This window comes from Pseudoalteromonas luteoviolacea DSM 6061, assembly GCF_001625655.1.
GTDB classification, from domain to species: domain Bacteria; phylum Pseudomonadota; class Gammaproteobacteria; order Enterobacterales; family Alteromonadaceae; genus Pseudoalteromonas; species Pseudoalteromonas luteoviolacea.
In genome coordinates this window covers 17232-33582 of sequence record NZ_AUYB01000151.1, presented here as the reverse complement: position 1 = coordinate 33582, position 16351 = coordinate 17232, and the positions used below count along the sequence as shown (strand labels likewise).

Annotated in this window: 14 protein-coding genes; 5 read left to right on the top strand and 9 right to left on the bottom strand. The window is 43.5% G+C overall.

The window, feature by feature from the left end:
* Positions 1–9: 9 nt before the first annotated feature.
* Positions 10–2343, top strand: coding sequence for a Tex family protein (locus N475_RS23755; RefSeq protein ID WP_063359153.1), 2334 nt, complete (start codon positions 10–12; stop codon positions 2341–2343).
* Between the two features lie 54 nt (positions 2344–2397).
* Here the strand turns inward: N475_RS23755 and N475_RS23750 are convergent, their stop codons facing one another.
* The 3 genes from N475_RS23750 to bioH form a co-directional block, all read right to left on the bottom strand.
* The gene (locus N475_RS23750) at positions 2398–3309 is read right to left on the bottom strand and encodes a putative metalloprotease CJM1_0395 family protein (RefSeq protein WP_063359154.1); all 912 of its coding nucleotides are present in this window, start codon (positions 3307–3309) and stop codon (positions 2398–2400) included.
* Between the two features lie 2 nt (positions 3310–3311).
* On the bottom strand, positions 3312–3620 hold the full coding sequence (locus tag N475_RS23745) for a hypothetical protein (RefSeq protein ID WP_063359155.1): 309 nt from the start codon (positions 3618–3620) through the stop codon (positions 3312–3314).
* Between the two features lie 103 nt (positions 3621–3723).
* Complete coding sequence (bioH, locus tag N475_RS23740) at positions 3724–4461, bottom strand: pimeloyl-ACP methyl ester esterase BioH (protein WP_063359156.1); 738 nt, start codon at positions 4459–4461, stop codon at positions 3724–3726.
* A 57-nt stretch (positions 4462–4518) separates the two neighbouring features.
* On the opposite strand from bioH, the gene N475_RS23735 reads away from it, so the two are divergent.
* Positions 4519–5196, top strand: coding sequence for a ComF family protein (locus N475_RS23735; RefSeq protein WP_063359157.1), 678 nt, complete (start codon positions 4519–4521; stop codon positions 5194–5196).
* Between the two features lies 1 nt (position 5197).
* Here N475_RS23735 and N475_RS23730 read toward each other — a convergent pair whose 3' ends face one another.
* Positions 5198–7732, bottom strand: a complete 2535-nt coding sequence (locus tag N475_RS23730) for a M14 family zinc carboxypeptidase (protein ID WP_063366067.1) — start codon at positions 7730–7732, stop codon at positions 5198–5200.
* Between the two features lie 144 nt (positions 7733–7876).
* Here N475_RS23730 and nfuA point away from each other — a divergent pair, with 144 nt between their 5' ends.
* Positions 7877–8452, top strand: a complete 576-nt coding sequence (gene nfuA, locus N475_RS23725; protein WP_063366066.1) for a Fe-S biogenesis protein NfuA — start codon at positions 7877–7879, stop codon at positions 8450–8452.
* A gap of 10 nt (positions 8453–8462) precedes the next feature.
* Positions 8463–8738, top strand: coding sequence for a hypothetical protein (locus tag N475_RS25270; RefSeq protein ID WP_081216098.1), 276 nt, complete (start codon positions 8463–8465; stop codon positions 8736–8738).
* On the opposite strand, the gene dinF is transcribed toward N475_RS25270, so the two are convergent.
* Positions 8683–10014 carry an MATE family efflux transporter DinF gene (gene dinF, locus N475_RS23720; RefSeq protein ID WP_081216099.1) on the bottom strand — a complete coding sequence of 444 codons (1332 nt, stop codon included), beginning with the start codon at positions 10012–10014 and terminating at the stop codon, positions 8683–8685. The genes N475_RS25270 and dinF overlap by 56 nt on opposite strands.
* Here dinF and N475_RS23715 point away from each other — a divergent pair.
* Positions 9979–11025 carry a polysaccharide deacetylase family protein gene (locus N475_RS23715; protein ID WP_063359160.1) on the top strand — a complete coding sequence of 349 codons (1047 nt, stop codon included), beginning with the start codon at positions 9979–9981 and terminating at the stop codon, positions 11023–11025. The two genes, dinF and N475_RS23715, sit on opposite strands and share 36 nt — an antisense overlap.
* 5 nt (positions 11026–11030) lie before the next feature.
* On the opposite strand, the gene N475_RS23710 is transcribed toward N475_RS23715, so the two are convergent.
* The 4 genes from N475_RS23710 to N475_RS23695 all read right to left on the bottom strand — a co-directional run bounded on the left by N475_RS23710 (position 11031) and on the right by N475_RS23695 (position 16350).
* Positions 11031–12059, bottom strand: a complete 1029-nt coding sequence (locus N475_RS23710; protein WP_063359161.1) for a protein-glutamate methylesterase/protein-glutamine glutaminase — start codon at positions 12057–12059, stop codon at positions 11031–11033.
* Positions 12060–12070: 11 nt separating this feature from the next.
* Entirely contained in the window at positions 12071–12694 is a 624-nt protein-coding gene (gene cheD, locus N475_RS23705; RefSeq protein WP_063359162.1) for a chemoreceptor glutamine deamidase CheD, read from the bottom strand.
* Positions 12691–13515: a CheR family methyltransferase gene (locus N475_RS23700; RefSeq protein ID WP_063366065.1), complete on the bottom strand. Its 825-nt coding sequence runs from the start codon at positions 13513–13515 to the stop codon at positions 12691–12693. The genes cheD and N475_RS23700 overlap by 4 nt, the downstream gene beginning before the upstream one ends.
* 108 nt (positions 13516–13623) lie before the next feature.
* Positions 13624–16350 (bottom strand): methyl-accepting chemotaxis protein, encoded by a 2727-nt coding sequence (locus N475_RS23695; RefSeq protein ID WP_063359164.1) that lies wholly within the window; start codon positions 16348–16350, stop codon positions 13624–13626.
* Position 16351: the final 1 nt, after the last annotated feature.

Sequence of the window (16351 nt, the reverse complement as noted above, 5' to 3'; positions counted from 1 at the left end):
GGATTTTGCATGAGCAACATCTCAGCTCGTTTAGCCCAGGAGCTAAATGCCTCAGAGCAGCAAGTGCTGGCAGCCACCACATTGTTAGATGAGGGCGCAACCGTACCGTTTATCGCCCGTTATCGTAAAGAAGTGACAGGTGGACTAGACGACACACAACTTAGATTGCTAGAGCAAAGACTATCTTACCTTAGAGAATTAGAAGAACGCCGTGCCTTTATTATCAAAACGATAGAAGAGCAGGGTAAACTATCTACTCAACTGGCAAGTGATATCTCGTCTGCAACGAGTAAAACAGAGTTAGAAGATCTCTATCTTCCATACAAGCCAAAACGCCGAACCAAAGGCCAAATTGCAATTGAAGCAGGGCTTGAGCCACTTGCAGATCAGCTGTTTGCAGATCCAAACTTAGTCCCTAATCAGCTAGCTGAAGACTTCATTAATGCTGATGCTGGTTTTGCTGACACTAAAAGTGTCTTGGAAGGCGCTAAGTTTATTCTCATGGAGCGCTTTGCAGAAGACGCCAAATTGCTTGCAAAGTTCAGGCGTCACATTACCGACAATGCGCAGTTACAAAGCTCTATAATTGACGGTCAGCAAGAAAATGGCAGTAAATACAGAGACTATTTTGAGCACAGCGAATTATTAAGTAAGGTACCTTCACATAGAGCTCTGGCAATGCTTCGAGCCCGCAACGAAGGGATTTTGCAACTGACTATTAACCCTGAGCCAGAGGCTGAGGATCATCAACAATTTTGTGCCCAAATGATTGCTGACCATTACGGTTTGTCTGTATCAGGATCACCTGCCAGCGAATGGCTGATGACCGTTGTACAATGGGCATGGAAAATCAAACTCGCCTTACATCTGGAAAATGAATTCCTAGGTACACTTAGAGAAAAAGCCGAAAATGGCGCTATCGATGTTTTTGCGAAAAACCTCAAAGACTTGCTAATGGCAGCTCCTGCTGGTCCTAAAGTCACTATGGGGATCGACCCAGGATTAAGAACTGGTTGTAAAATTGCAGTTGTCGATGCAACAGGTAAGTTACTGTCTACTACAACTATTTACCCACATGCTCCTCAAAATCACTGGGACAAATCGATCCGCACCATTGAGCAGCTAAGTCGCCAACATAAAGTACAGCTGATCGCAATTGGAAATGGAACTGCATCCAGAGAAACAGACAAACTTGCCGCTGAAGTGATAAAAGCAGCACCCGATTTACACCTGACCAAAATCATGGTGAGTGAAGCCGGCGCATCAGTCTACTCTGCTTCTGAATTTGCCGCCAATGAATTCCCTGATTTAGATGTATCATTGCGTGGAGCGGTTTCTATTGCAAGACGTTTACAAGATCCATTGGCGGAACTTGTGAAAATTGAACCTAAGTCAATCGGTGTTGGGCAATACCAACATGACGTATCCCAAAGTCAATTAGGTCTTGCGCTTACAGCCGTTGTAGAAGACTGTGTAAACTCGGTCGGTGTCGATGTGAACACCGCTTCAGTACCATTGTTAACCCGCGTGTCTGGTTTAAATAAAACGCTTGCTAGTAACATCGTTAAATTCCGTGATAGCAATGGCTCTTTTGAAAATCGCAAACAACTTAAAAAGGTTGAACGCTTGGGACCGAAAGCTTTTGAACAGGCAGCAGGTTTCTTGCGTATTCCAAATGGTGACGATCCGTTAGATGCATCTGCGGTCCACCCAGAGGCTTATCCTGTTGTTAAAGAAATTTCCAAATCTAAGGGTCTTGAAGTTCAGAGCATTATTGGCAATAGCGACGTACTTAAGCAACTAACACCGACTGACTTTGTGAATGAGAAGTTTGGTTTACCGACAGTCACTGATATCATTGGCGAGCTTGATAAGCCTGGTCGAGATCCACGACCAGAGTTTAAAACTGCGCAGTTTAAAGCTGGAGTTGAGAAAATTTCAGACTTAGAAGTGGGCATGATTTTAGAAGGTGTGGTCTCAAACGTAGCCAATTTTGGTGCCTTTGTCGATGTCGGTGTGCACCAAGACGGTTTGGTTCATATTTCGGCCATTACAGACAAGTTTATCTCAGATCCAAGAGAAGTCGTCAAAGCTGGTGACATTGTTAAAGTAAAAGTCATTGAAGTAGACGTTAACAGGAAGCGCATTAGTTTCACAATGCGACTTAATGATTCAACACCTGCGCCATCGGAGCAAAATGTCGGTAAAAAGCCACAAAGTAAATCGTCAAACAACCAAAGTCGTAAACCTGAACGTCGTGAAAATAAAGGCAATCGCCGCGACCAAGGTAACGCGGCAATGGGCAATGCCTTTGCTGAAGCATTCGCTAAATTGAAAAAGTAACAAAATCAAACATGAAAAAGGAAGGCCTCTATGCCTTCCTTTTTTGTCTACGTGTTACACCGTGACTGAAAGTTGTGCAACGTTCGTAGGGGAGGCTACTTGGTTATAAAAGCCCTCAATTCTCAGTGCCCGAGACTCAATCTCAGGATCTCTTTCGATTGGTAACGCCACTGCAAAAGGATCTGCCTCTTGCTGCAAGCGCTTTCTTTCCAATACTGGCTGTTCAGACTGCGCAGCTCCCTCTTCTGTTAAACGACGGTTTTGAAACCCTTGTACCCTCGTCTGCGGTTCACTTCCTTCTCCCTCACCACTGATTGATTGCTTAGCAAGCTCAGCTTGTGCAGTGGCAATTTTAGAGGTGGCGTCCGCGGCGATAGCACGGTCCGCACCAGAAGGCTCTGCTGGTGCTAAAGCAGCGGCTCTGACGGTTTGCATTTTTTCAATAGTTTTCTGTGGATCACCTTCAATAGGTGCCACATCAATCATAACCTGACCACCGATTGCATAATTATTGCCATCTGGGCCACGTTGATATTCGTAGCTTGGCGCGCCAGCATATTGCCCGCCAACCCTCGCATGCGCTTGCTCATGCAAACGAACCTCACGGTCCCTATCTTTGAGCTCTACTACTTGCTGTTCATCTTGCTCTTGTTGAGCTTGTTCTCGCTCGTCAGCTTGTTCTTCACTACGTTCTTTACTTTGCTGATCAGCAGTCTCTTCTTCACTGCCTTCTTTTATTGTTTTGTTTTCTTTGAGCTGCCCCGTTGAGTCATACGTTTCTTGACTTTCATCTTGGGTGCCGCGAGATTTGTCATTATCTTGAAGGGCTTTGTTTTCTGCAGCCGAAGGCGCTACGGCTGCAGGTTTGGGGATTATTTCACGCAGCTCATTATCGCGCCTAGCTGTTTCGGTATAGACGTTTGCAGTATTTAAGTTTATCGCCGGTTGAGGCGTAACTATGTTCATAACTACACTTTGATATCAACTAAAGTACCCAGCACTTCGTCTGCTGTTTGAATCGTTTGCGCATTTGCTTTTGCGTTGAATTCTTCAACTTTTAAGTTCACCAACGACTCATCTATTCTCGGAGGTTGAGACACTGGAGCCGTTACTGCTTCTTCTGGACGCGCAGCTTGCAACTGTCGCTGCTGAGCTAACTGCTCATCACTTTGCTGGTCAACAGTCGCACGATTTATGTCAGCTGTCGCACGCTCAATGTTCTGTTGAGCTCGGTTAAAACCTTCAACGCCTGCGTTTAGAACGTCTCCAATAGGCATAACGCACTCCTAAATACAATTTCACTAAGGTAATTATTGCTCATAATATATCCAAAATAAAGTAAAGGCGGCAATTTTTTGCCGCCTTTACTAAGATTAGATTTTAAAGGACTGATTTTAGGTAACTAATAAATTCTTGACGATGAGAAATAAAAGGAGCATGAGAGGCTTTTGACAAGACTTTATGGGTAAATATGTGATTAAGTTCGCTCAATTGTTCGACGACGGCCACTGGAACAAGTGCATCTAAACGACCAAATATCCCGCTTATCTGACACTTTAACTCACTGAACTCCTGTCTTAGATCAGTCGTTTGTAAGATGTCTAATCCCGCACTAAGAGCAACATCAGAAGGCTCTGGAGCTTGTAGTAACAGTGCTTTAATTTGTTTGATATCCGCTTTCGCATGTTCACTTCCCATCGCTTGAATTGCTAAAAAGCGCTCTATGGTCTTTCGGCTATCTTTTGCTAATTGTTCTTTAAACTGCGCAAGGACCTCAGCTTTAATGCCTGGCCACTGTTCGGATTCGCAAAATTGCACATTAGAAGAAACCAATACAAGATGAGACACTTTTTCCGGCTTTGATGAGGCTAGCTTAGTTGCAACCAATCCACCTAATGACCAACCAACTAAAATGCTATTTGGCGCAATTCGCTCGCTGATTTGCTCAACAACAGAATCAAGATCATATGACCCATTTGGCAGTGCCTCCCCACCAAATCCAGGCAAGTTCAACGCACGAACAGGTCTACCTAGTTCCGTGGCTAACTCTGTAGCTACTAGCTGCCAAACTTGCTGATTCATCCCCCAACCATGTATAAGCACAACTTCACTTTGCATATTTTTACACCTAACGCCAAAATTAGCGATATGATAGCGATTCAAGGAATGAAAGCAATGTCACTTCTCCACTCTCTTAAAAAAGGTTTTTTTCCACCCCAATGCCAGTTATGCCAGACTCCAGTGGATACGCCGGGATTATGTCAGACTTGCCAGTCAACTTTGCCGCTTCTAACCCATGATGAAGTTAATTTGCTGACACGCCCAGATATAAACCGTATGTTTCACTTGCCACATTGTGATGGACTGTCTGCATGTGCTTGGTATCAAGGCTTTATGTCTAATTGGTTAAAGCAAGTTAAATATCAAAACAGCCGTGTGGCAACAAACATAATCAGGCAAATTATTGCTGAACACTGGCAAAGGCAACAGTTTGCGGAGCATATCGAAATTGACGCGTGTATTCTCGTGCCAGTCGCAAAGACTCGACTTATTTTGAGGGGATATAATCAGGTCTATCAAACTTGGATGCCTGTACTCAGCCAGCATGGGCTCCCTGTTTTGGATGCAATTGGAAAACATTCAGCAAGATCACAAGTGATGATGGGTAAACAAGCCAGAAAACAAAATGCGATGCAGGCATATTTTGTCAAACGCTCTCTAGCAAATAAACGCGTACTTTTAATTGACGATGTCGTTACCTCAGGGGCCACGATTAACCGAATTGCGGCACTGTGCAAAGCGGCAGGTGCATGCCAAGTGTGGGTTTATGCAACCTGCCTGACCGAAATTTAAATTATTTCAGAGCGTTTGCAAAAAACAGTGCATTATTTACCAACTTGCTGGTCCCATACCAATACCCTCTGAATACAGGGTTATCTGTCATTGCAATCGCGACCCCTTTGCCATACTCATCTGCAATCAATACGCTACTTGCTGCAATTTGTGTAACATTACGATGATCTGCGTAACCAGAGAGCAAGGGGCTATCAGTATATTTAAGGACACTTGTAAAAGGCTGCGCATTGGGTTTCATCACCCATGTACTGTTTTTGAATACAGGTAAAATTTCGTCTTCCAAGCCAAAAGCCAATGGGTGGGAAAGATCTGCACGGGCATTAAATATAGCGCCAGCAATCCGCTGCTTTGCAGCGAGTGACTCACGCTCAGAAAATGGCATATTTTTTGACTCAAATTGCGCACGCATCTCCTTTCTTGAAATTGTCTCTACATTAAGTAGTTGCTGCTCAATCAACCATTGTGCACCACGTTTATGGCCCCAGATGATACCGCCTTTTTTAACCCAAGACATAATGGCTGTCTTTACTTGTTTAGAGAGTCCACGATAGTTCCCGTCCACCATAATAATATGCGTATAGCGAGATAGATCTGCACGCGCGAGACGATGCTGCTCGATAAGCGTTGGTGCAATCCCTACATGTCTATCTAAGTGATACCACATTTCACCTACTTCGTACTGACTGGTTCCTTTTCCACCTACCAGTAAAACCTTAGGCTGACTTAATGGCATCATTAACCTCGAGCCTAAATCAATTCCTTGCGCAGTGAGACCGCTGCGAATTGCGAATACCTCTATTGCATAGCGCTGATGCATCTCAGCAAAACGCGTTTGCCAATCCGAGTTTGTTTGCACCCCTGCTGGAATGACTATTGTACCCTGTGAAAAGGTTTGTTCACCTTGACTTGTGCGCGCAGAAAATGATTGCAATGCAACACGCGCATCAATTCCTTCTTTGAGTAGTTCATTTAACAGCTTTGGCGCTGTGTACTCATCCCATGAAAAAGCATATGCATATGCATCTGGTACGAATTCATTTTGACTTCGAAGCGGTATAACTTTTCTTGGTTCAGCAGCTGTTTTTAGCCCCCAACGGCTCTTAATGGGCGCAAAATTCAAATCGAATGCATGGGGTAAGGTCCACCCAGAAACATCATAGAAGGTATTGTCAGCGAAATTTTTCTGCGTTGAAAATACCGCCTTAACAAGGCGGTATTGTGCTTGACTGAGCGGGACAAATATATCTTTGGGTTGATATGTTTTTCCTGCAACCTTAATTGACTTGGTGATCTCATATACGGTTATCTGGTGGCGACTAAGTAACTCAATAAACGCTTCAAACCGGGCTTTGTCAGCCCCTTTTGAGACCACATATCCTTTCACATCCTCTTTGCTCGCAAGCTCTTGGGCATCAAGATAAAAAGATTGCTGGTATGCCATTAAAGCGGCTTTATTTGCCATGGCCCCTTTAAAGGTCGACAAAGACGTAAGCAGTTGGTTTTTAATGGTGCGGTGAAAGTACAAATCACCATTAATGGATTCTTGAACATGTCCGCGGCTGCTGGCCTGCTCGAATAGGATGCCAACCGCACCATTAATATCAGGATACGTTGAACCTTTACCTACATAAAAGTCATCAAAACTTTCTTGGGTAAAATAAAGTTGCTGCTCAGCATCCAGAGTTTCCGCATGATATTCTGCCAATTTATGGGTCAAAGTCTGATTCTGTATTGGGGTTATAGGATGCGTTCTACTGGGAATACCAGGTTGGAAAAAATAGCTACTGTTCGTGCCCATTTCATGAAAGTCGGTTAGAACAGAGGGCTTCCAACGATGAAACTGTTCCACTCGAGCTTGTGATTCAGGGTGCTGCAGCAGCAACCAGTCGCGATTGAGGTCAAACCAATAGTGATTAGTGCGTGATGAAGGCCATGCTTCAACATGTTCCCTATGGCTAGGATCTGCTGAAAGATTTAAACCCCTATTGCTATTGGCCCAATGCGCAAATCGGGCCAAACCATCTGGGTTTAATGCCGGGTCAATCAATATAATGTTATTCTCTAGCAGCGCATTTATTTCTTCGCCTTTAGCCGCAGCCAAGTAATAAGCCAACAACAACGCAGCATTACTGCCTGATGGCTCATTGCCATGAACACTGTAACCCATCCAGATTACATTGGGGGACTCACTGCGATCCTTATCTGTATTCAAGCTCTCAAGATGTGTTTGCCTCAATTGCTCTAAATTATTCTGATTGCTTTTGGAGGTCACTGACAGCAAAATTAAAGGCCGACGTTCATGACTATATCCAATCGTAGAGATGCTCATTCGAGGGCTCTGCTGAGCTAGCACAGTCAAATAGTTTACTAATTGGTCATGCCTTACATGCCACTGTCCTACTTCGTAGCCAAGCACTTCACTGGGCTTTGTAATACTCTGGTCAAACTCTATACCAGAAGGAAAATAGTAACTTAGCGGTTTCGCTTGGCTGTGAAATACCAGCAACCCAAGCAAGAAGAACATGATTCTCATAGCAACTCCGTCTTTTTAATCTGACCTCTAAGCTACCAATTCATCCCATTTAGCAGCAAATTTTTACGCCCAACACTAGCTACAACAGGATGAGGGGGGTATCATAGGAAGTAACCGAGTAATTTAGTCAAGTATAGCCAGATTATGATCACAATTTCAGAATCCGCACAAACACATTTCGCAAAACTACTCAGCGAGCAAGCTGAGGGAACCAGTATCAGAGTATTTGTCGTCAACCCAGGCACTGCACAAGCAGAGTGTGGCGTATCGTATTGCCCTGCTGATGCCGTAGAAGACACGGACCTAAGATTCAATTTTAATGGTTTTGACGCCATCGTAGACGCAGAAAGCGCACCATTTCTTGAAGAAGCTGAGATCGACTTTGTAACTGACAAGATGGGCAGTCAGCTTACTTTGAAAGCTCCCAATGCTAAAGCTAAAAAGCTTAAAGATGATGCAACGCTGGAAGAGCGTGTTGAGCATATGTTGGTGACAGATGTAAACCCACAGCTGGCAAATCACGGTGGCCAAGTTAGCCTTGTTGAGATCACTGATGAAGGGGTTGCTGTTCTTCAATTTGGTGGTGGTTGTAACGGTTGCTCGATGATCGATGTCACTCTTAAAGAAGGTATAGAAAAAGAGATGATTGCCAAGTTTGAAGAAATTACTGGCGTACGAGATATCACTGAACACGCTCGTGGCGACCACTCTTACTATTAAGTCGACGCCAATGTTCACACAGTTAATTTACCGCTTGGGGTCCAACCCCAAGCGCAGCCTCAAATTCTTTTTCACTGGAATTGGTATTTTCGTCTGTGCAATGGGCCTATTTGCCCTTGGCCAATATCACGATCCCGTATGGCAAAAGGTGGGCTTAGCTGTATTATTCCCAGCCTTAGGTATCGCAGGGTATGGATACGTCGGTATATTTGCGAACCGATTCTCGCAAGTTATTTCAGCAAGGCTTGCTGCGCGTCGAGCTTTCGATAGCGATAAATCAAAGTAATACCACGCAGTGCCATAAAGCAAGTCATCGCCAACCATAACGCATGATTACCGAGTTCGTGCATTAATAAAAAGGGCAAGAAGAACCCGCAAACAGCTGAAACTATCATGCTATTACGCATCTCTCTTGCTCTTGTTAAACCGACGAATACGCCATCAAATAAGAAACAACTCATAGCAATAATCGGCAAGACAACGAGCCAAGGTAAATAACTTGTAGCAGTATCAATCACATGAGGGATACTGGTCAATGAAGAAATAATCAGCTTCCCAAACACTGCGAAAATGGTGCAGTATAGTAAAGCAAAAACACAGCCCCAAAATACACTTACATTGACCCAAGCCTTCAGCTTTTTAACGTCTCCCTCACCTTTCGCCTGACCCACTTTTGCTTCAGCAGCATAAGCGATGCCATCAAGCGCAAAGCTAACAAGCATAAGAAAATTAAGTAAAACAGCATTAGCTGCGAGTATGTTATCTCCTAGCCTTGCGCCATAAAATGTCATAAAACTAAAACACAGTTGCAAAACTAACGAACGAATGAAGATATCTTTATTGAGAGATAATAAATGGGTGATTTGAGCTCTATTTGGGAATATAAATGCTGGCTGCCAGCCCTTACGTTTAAGCAATTTAATAGTTAACACACATGCCAATAATAGCGCACTGTAGTCAGCTATTACCGAAGCCCAAGCAGCACCAGCAACGCCCCACTCAAACCCAAGCACAAAAACTAAATCCAATACTATGTTTACTAAATTAGTAAACAGCACCACATAAAAAGGCCCTTTCCCATATTGCAGACCTAACATGAAGCCCAATAGTACTAAGTTTATCATCGCAGCTGGAGCACTATAAATACGAGTAGCGAAGTAAATATGAGCTTGTTCCATTACCTGTTCGGTCGGGTTGGCCAAATGCTCTATCAATTGCAACAATAAAGGGGATAAAGCAATCAAGGTTAACGCAAAAGTCAGTGCTAGAGTTACACTTGCTAGCAATGATTGCATTGCTCTTGTTTGGTTTTTCTCCCCAAAAGCCTGAGCGATTTCACCCGTCGTACTCATTCGTAAAAAGCTCGCTAACCAGAATAACAAGGCAATACTGCCGGAACCCAGCGCAATACCGGCAAGATAATGAGCATGACTTAGATGACCAATTACCGCTGTATCAACTAAACCTAACAGTGGAACCGAAATATTTGATAAAATCATCGGTGCTGCGAGAGTGAGTAGTGGAATATGATAAGGTGTACGCAGGTAATGAAAAAGCTTCATAATTTAATTCTGTTTGTTGGGTTGGTCAGCACATCGGCACAAAGTGCGACTATACTACAGTATCATCACGTGAGTGAGAAACTTCCCCCTGTAACCAGTGTCAGCGCGGATACATTTAAGTCCCATTTAGAGTTCTTAAAATCAGAAAAATACAATGTCATTGCTTTAGATACATTCATTGAGCAGTTGAGAGCCGGTAAACCTCTACCGATAAACACCGTCGCAATCACCTTTGATGATGGCTATGACAATAATATAGAAGCAGCGGCACCATTGTTGGAAGCTTTTAACTTTCCTTACACTATATTCGTCAACCCTAAGCTCATTGACGAAGGGCAGAGCTACGTCATGACGTGGGATGAGCTCAGGACTTTGTCTAAGCGCGGAGCGTTGATAGCTAATCACAGTGCCAAACACGATTACTTACACCTCCGTTTAAAAGGAGAAAGCGATACCCAGTGGAAAAAAAGAGTCGCAAATGATCTTACATGGTCCCAACAGCGCATCGCTACTGAAATAGGCCATAATCTACCTTATGTTGCCTACCCTTATGGTGAGTTTGATAACTCAGTACAATCGCTGGTAAAAGAGTTGGGGCTAATTGGTATTGGTCAACACTCGGGTGCTGTTGGCGTGACAACCGATTTTACGCGTGTTCCTCGCTTTCCTGCTTCAGGTATTTACAGCAACCTAAAAACCTTGAAAGTAAAAATTAAGTCTCTGCCTTTTGCCATAGATAAACTGGATTATGACAACTCAGTAACAACGAACAGAAAACCTACTTTTATCCTATCTTTTAAAGATATGGACTTCTACCAAAGTCAGTTTGCTTGCTTCGTATCAGGCGTAGGCCGTGCAAAATTAGCATGGAATGGTAAAAACGAGGTACAGGTCTCCTCACCAGAGGAACTACCAAATGGGCGTTCGAGATATAACTGCACCGCTCCATCAAAAACACACAAAGGCCACTTCTACTGGTTTTCACAACCTTGGGTTATTCAAGACAAGTAATTGAGTTAGCGACTTGCAGACTTAAGTAAATTCGTTGCCATGTTGTCTAAAGACACCACTTTATTGGCAGCATTGAGCTCGACTGCGGCACGCGGCATCCCCCACACAACACAGGATGCCTCATCCTGTGCGAAAGTATTGGCGCCTAAGTCCTTCAATCTTAAAAGTCCCTGTGCCCCATCACTCCCCATACCGGTGAGCAATGCCGCATGCACTTTTTTTGCTACAGGTAGTAAAGAGTCAAATAGCACATCAACTGCTGGCTTATGGCGATTAACTTTATCACCATCATTTAACTGACAGACCAATTTACTCCCTTTTTGCACAACAAGTAGATGTTTATCACCTGGTGCGATAAAAACTTTACCCACATCCAGTATATCACCCTCTTCAGCTTCTTTGACTGAAACGGTACAGCATCTGTCCATACGCTGCGCAAAGGAAGCACTAAAGACGGGAGGGATATGCTGTGTGATCACAACAGGGGGGCAATTGCTGGGCAATTTAGTCAATACCTCTCTCAGCGCTTCCGTCCCACCAGTGGACGCACCAATCGCAATCACACTATTGGCTTTAAATGCAGTATCACGACTAGGTGCTGCTTCTCCATTACTTTTGTCTGCTTTAAAAGCCCTTACTTTTGCGCGACTCGCGGTACGTATTTTTTGATACAAGACATCGGCGTACGCTTCTAACTGTTCGGCAACGTTAGTCATTGGCTTTGCAATGAAATCCACAGCCCCAACTTCCAAAGCCTCCAGCGTTTCGGGTGAACCTTTTTGTGTTAAAGTCGACAGCATTACCACCGGCATCGGCCTTAATCTCATTAAGTTTTTTAAAAAGCTCAACCCATTCATTTTAGGCATTTCAATATCCAGCGTGAGTACATCGGGTTGCGTCGCTTTTATCATATCCCTTGCTTCATAAGGGTCTTTAGCCGCGCCAACAACTTGAATATCTCCAGCTTGCTCTAAAACAGCTTTAAGGACTGCTCTTAATAGAGGGGAGTCATCTACGATGAGTACCTTAATCATTTGACTTTCCTCTAAAATAATTCGATGTCAGTTTGCGCATCTTGCATCTCAATGTCATGAAGGTATTTAACTTCACGTTTTTCAATTGTATCGTTATGCATCTGACGCAATTTTTTAACTTTAGCTGTACCAGATTGAGGGTGAAATACCACCTTTCTCGGCCATGGTCCCCCCACATCATGAGAGACCAAATTCAGATTTTCTTCTTCAACATAGGCATGTGCGAAACGTATATTACCTACACCTATATCGGTCATGGCACTGATTATTTTGCCACCACCAAATAACTTTACCTTTAGATTGTCACGACTGGCGCCATTTTTGAGTACTTCATTAATTAAATACTCCATTGCCCAGTTGCCGTATCGACAGTTAAAGTCGTCTGAATGTACATTGGTAATCTCTTTCATATTTTGCGCACCAGGCAGCATAAAATGATTCATCCCTCCAATGCCAAGCTTTTCATCATACACACAGGCAGCAATGCAAGAACCTAGTACAGTCGAGATCAATTCGTCATTCTTTGAAACATAAAACTCACCAGGCAATACTTTGGCCACAACTTTGCTACGACCTGCATCCCAAAATCGCTTAACATGCTCAAAGCCCCGAATAACCGGTCTAAACTGATTCATCCCGCGTCGATCCTCTTATACATTGTTTTGCCCAAGTTCTTAAAATCGGTTCGCTCTTTACTCATTATTTCTGAGTGACCAATAAAAAGATGCCCATGCGATTCGTCGAGTAAATCGTGATATCCCTTAAACAAATTGTCTTTTGTTTCTTTATCGAAATATATCAAAACGTTTCTGCAGAATATTAGATCGAATGGGCCTCGCATTGGCCAGGGCTCTAACAAGTTCAAACGCTTAAAATAGATCAGGTCTTTTAACTTATCTTTGACTCTATATTGACTTCCATCGCTGCTTTTTAAAAACCATTTTCGTAGGTGACTTTCTTCTAAACCCGTTACCGACGTACTGTTATATGTGCCCTCTGAAGCTTTTTGCAGTACATTCGAATCCAAGTCGGTTGCCAACACTTTCACATCCCAGTCACTGGGAAATTCATCTGCGATTGTCATTGCTATGCTATAGGGCTCTTCACCAGTTGAGCACCCCGCAGACCAGATGCGAACTCGCTTGGATAATTTATTGTCAGCTTTAATACTCGGTAAAAGGCCTGACCTTAAGAACTCAAAGTGGTGTGACTCTCTAAAAAACGAAGTAAGGTTTGTCGTGATAGCATTAATAAAATGGCTAAACTCCTGATCACCCTGCCTATTCAAAAAGTTCAAGTACTCGTCAAAAGATCTCAGTCCATTCGCTCTTATTCGCCTAGCTAACCTTGAATACACCATCTCCCTTTTATGGGGCCCAAGTACAATGCCACAGGCGTTGTACACTCTGTCAGAAATATTCTGAAAATCCTTGTCCGTGAATGGAAATTCTTTCATACGAGCACACTTTTAAAATAGTTCACTTTTTAACCGGAATTAATGGCAAGTACAGTACCGAACTCAAAGGGAAGCATGCGCTTCCCTTTACGCACTTAAAATAGGGTTTTAGAACTCTTCCCATTCATCAGAATCATCAGCAAATCGATTTGCTGTTTCGGAAGTATTGCGGCTCAATTCTGCACTGCCATTTGGAGAAGCACTTGGCAGCTTAATACTCGCAGTGTTGCCCGATAAAGGCTGTGGTTTATTCAACCGCTCTGTTGAAATATTGGCAACCTCGGGCAGTCCATTACCTCCACCAGATTCACCAACATTAAAGAAGTTAAGCAATCTTCTCATATCATTGGCTTGTTCCGCCATAGATTCGCCTGCCGCAGACGCTTCTTCAACTAGTGCCGCATTTTGCTGTGTCATTTCATCCATTTGAGCAACTGCCTTATTCACTTGCTCGATACCTGAACTCTGTTCTTCGGATGCTTCTGCAATATCTGAAATCATCTCTGTTACGCGCTTAACAGCCTCAACAATCTCTTTAAGCGTTGCACCGGACTCATTCACCAATAATGTACCGTCCTCTACTTTTCCTACACTGTCTCTGATCAAGTCTTTAATTTCTTTTGCTGCTCCCGCTGAGCGCTGAGCTAAGTTACGCACTTCTCCAGCAACAACTGCAAAACCACGCCCTTGCTCTCCTGCCCTTGCAGCCTCCACCGCAGCATTGAGTGCAAGTAAATTGGTCTGAAATGCTATTTCATCGATTACACTAATAATATCGGCTATTTTCTTACTGGATTCATTGATCTCGGACATACTTGCAACAGCTCGGTTAACTACCTCACCGCCAGCAACAGCCCTTTCGCTGGTTTCAGATGCCAGCTCATTGGCAACTTTGGCATTGTCTGCGTTTTGCCTCACTGTACTGGTCATCTCCTCCATACTCGAAGCCGTTTCTTCGAGCGAAGATGCTTGCTCTTCAGTACGCTGGCTTAAATCAGCATTACCTTGAGAAATTTCTTCAGCCCCACTTGCCACCATCGCTGCAGACGAACTAATGCGATTTAGAACTTCCGTCAACTTGTCTGCCGTGGTGTTAGCATCTTGCTTGAGCTTATCAAATGCGCCCTTATAGTCTGCATTGATTCGCTGAGTCAAATCACCATTGGCCAATGCATCAAGCATATTGACGGTGTCTGACACGGCATCGTCAACGATTGACACTAGCCCATTTAGCCCTTGAGCGAGTCTCAAGTAGAAGCCTGACTTATCATTCTCATTTAATCTTGCTGACAAATTACCAGAGCGCGCAGACTCGACTAATTCATTTACTTCAGACTCTATTGCAACTTCATCAGTTCTGTCTTCCCACTCAACCACAGTTCCAATACGTTCACCATCTGCGGCGATGATCGGGTTCGCGACTAAACCAAATGTGCGTCCACCGACTTTTATTTCTGTTTTATAAGTATCTGTTAAGTTAGTTACCATGTTGCGCTGATGCGCAGGGTTTTTGTGGAAAACATCAATGTTCGCACCAATCAATTTAGCGCTATCAAAATTTGGTAAATCCTGACGAATATCTCGCTCCGCATTTTTCATCATGGCAACCACTGATTCATTCATATAAACAATATTGAAATGCGAGTCTGCAATCATTGTATTGGTTGCCACATTGTCTAGTGCTCGGCGTACTCGTAAGTTTTCATTTGCTATAGATTGCGCCTCACGCTCTTGAGCCAAGCGCTCAGTTTTATCTTCCCATTCAACAACAGTACCTATGCGCTTTCCTTCACTATTGTGTACGGGCGTCGCGATTAAGCCGAAAGTAAACCCAGCGACTTGAATATTTGTGTTGTAAGTCCCGGTCATGCTGCTAAGCAAGTTTCTTTGGTGAGCAGGATTAGCATGGAAAATGTCGATATTTTGGCCTATCAAACCATCTACATTAAAACGCGGTAGGGCTTCTTGTAGCTTAGCTTCATTCTTTCTAAGCATCTGAGTAACCGACTGATTAGTGTACACGATATTAAAGTCATCATCGGCCAACATGACATTCGCTTGGCACACATTTAGCGCACTGGAAATACGCGCATTTTTAGCCGCCTCATCTTTTTGCTTTTTCTCTATGGCTAATTGCTCTGTCAAGTCACCCCACTCCACCAAGGTAGCAATACGATTATTGTCATCGTCAAAAACAGGGGTCGCTATCAAGTCGAAAGTAAGCCCCGATACCGTAATTTGCGTTTTGTACACATCTCTTAAGTTCGCCAATAAATTGCGTTGATGGCTCGGGTTAGCGTGGAACATGTCAATATTGCTGCCAATAGTTGTTGCCACATTAAAGTTGGGTAGGTCCTGTCGTAACTGATGCTCATTTTTGCGAAGCATACTGGTCACTGAATCATTCATGTAAACAATGTTATTATCACTGTCTGCCACCATGATATTAGCTTGGCAGCCTTTCAGTGCCAATAGTAGACTCTGAGTGTGGTCATCCTGATGGACTTCTTGTTCCAATTCACGTTTGGATAACGCTCGATAGAGTTGTGGAAAACTAGAGAAATCAACTTGCCCCAACAACGCTTCATCACGAGCTTGAATATTGGGTAAAGCATTGTACACCGTAGCTAATTGAGATGTTAAACCAGATAGGCCTTGCTTCAAAAATATCAATGATGCCGCAATCCCTAGTAATGGCACAACAAACGATAACATACGCATTTGCTCTGATTCAGCCTGCCCCAGCTGAGCACCAAGAATGACACTAACAACTAGTATGACCCCTGTAATTAAGATCTTGTTATTAATACTACTTTGGATACTCTGTTCACTCATT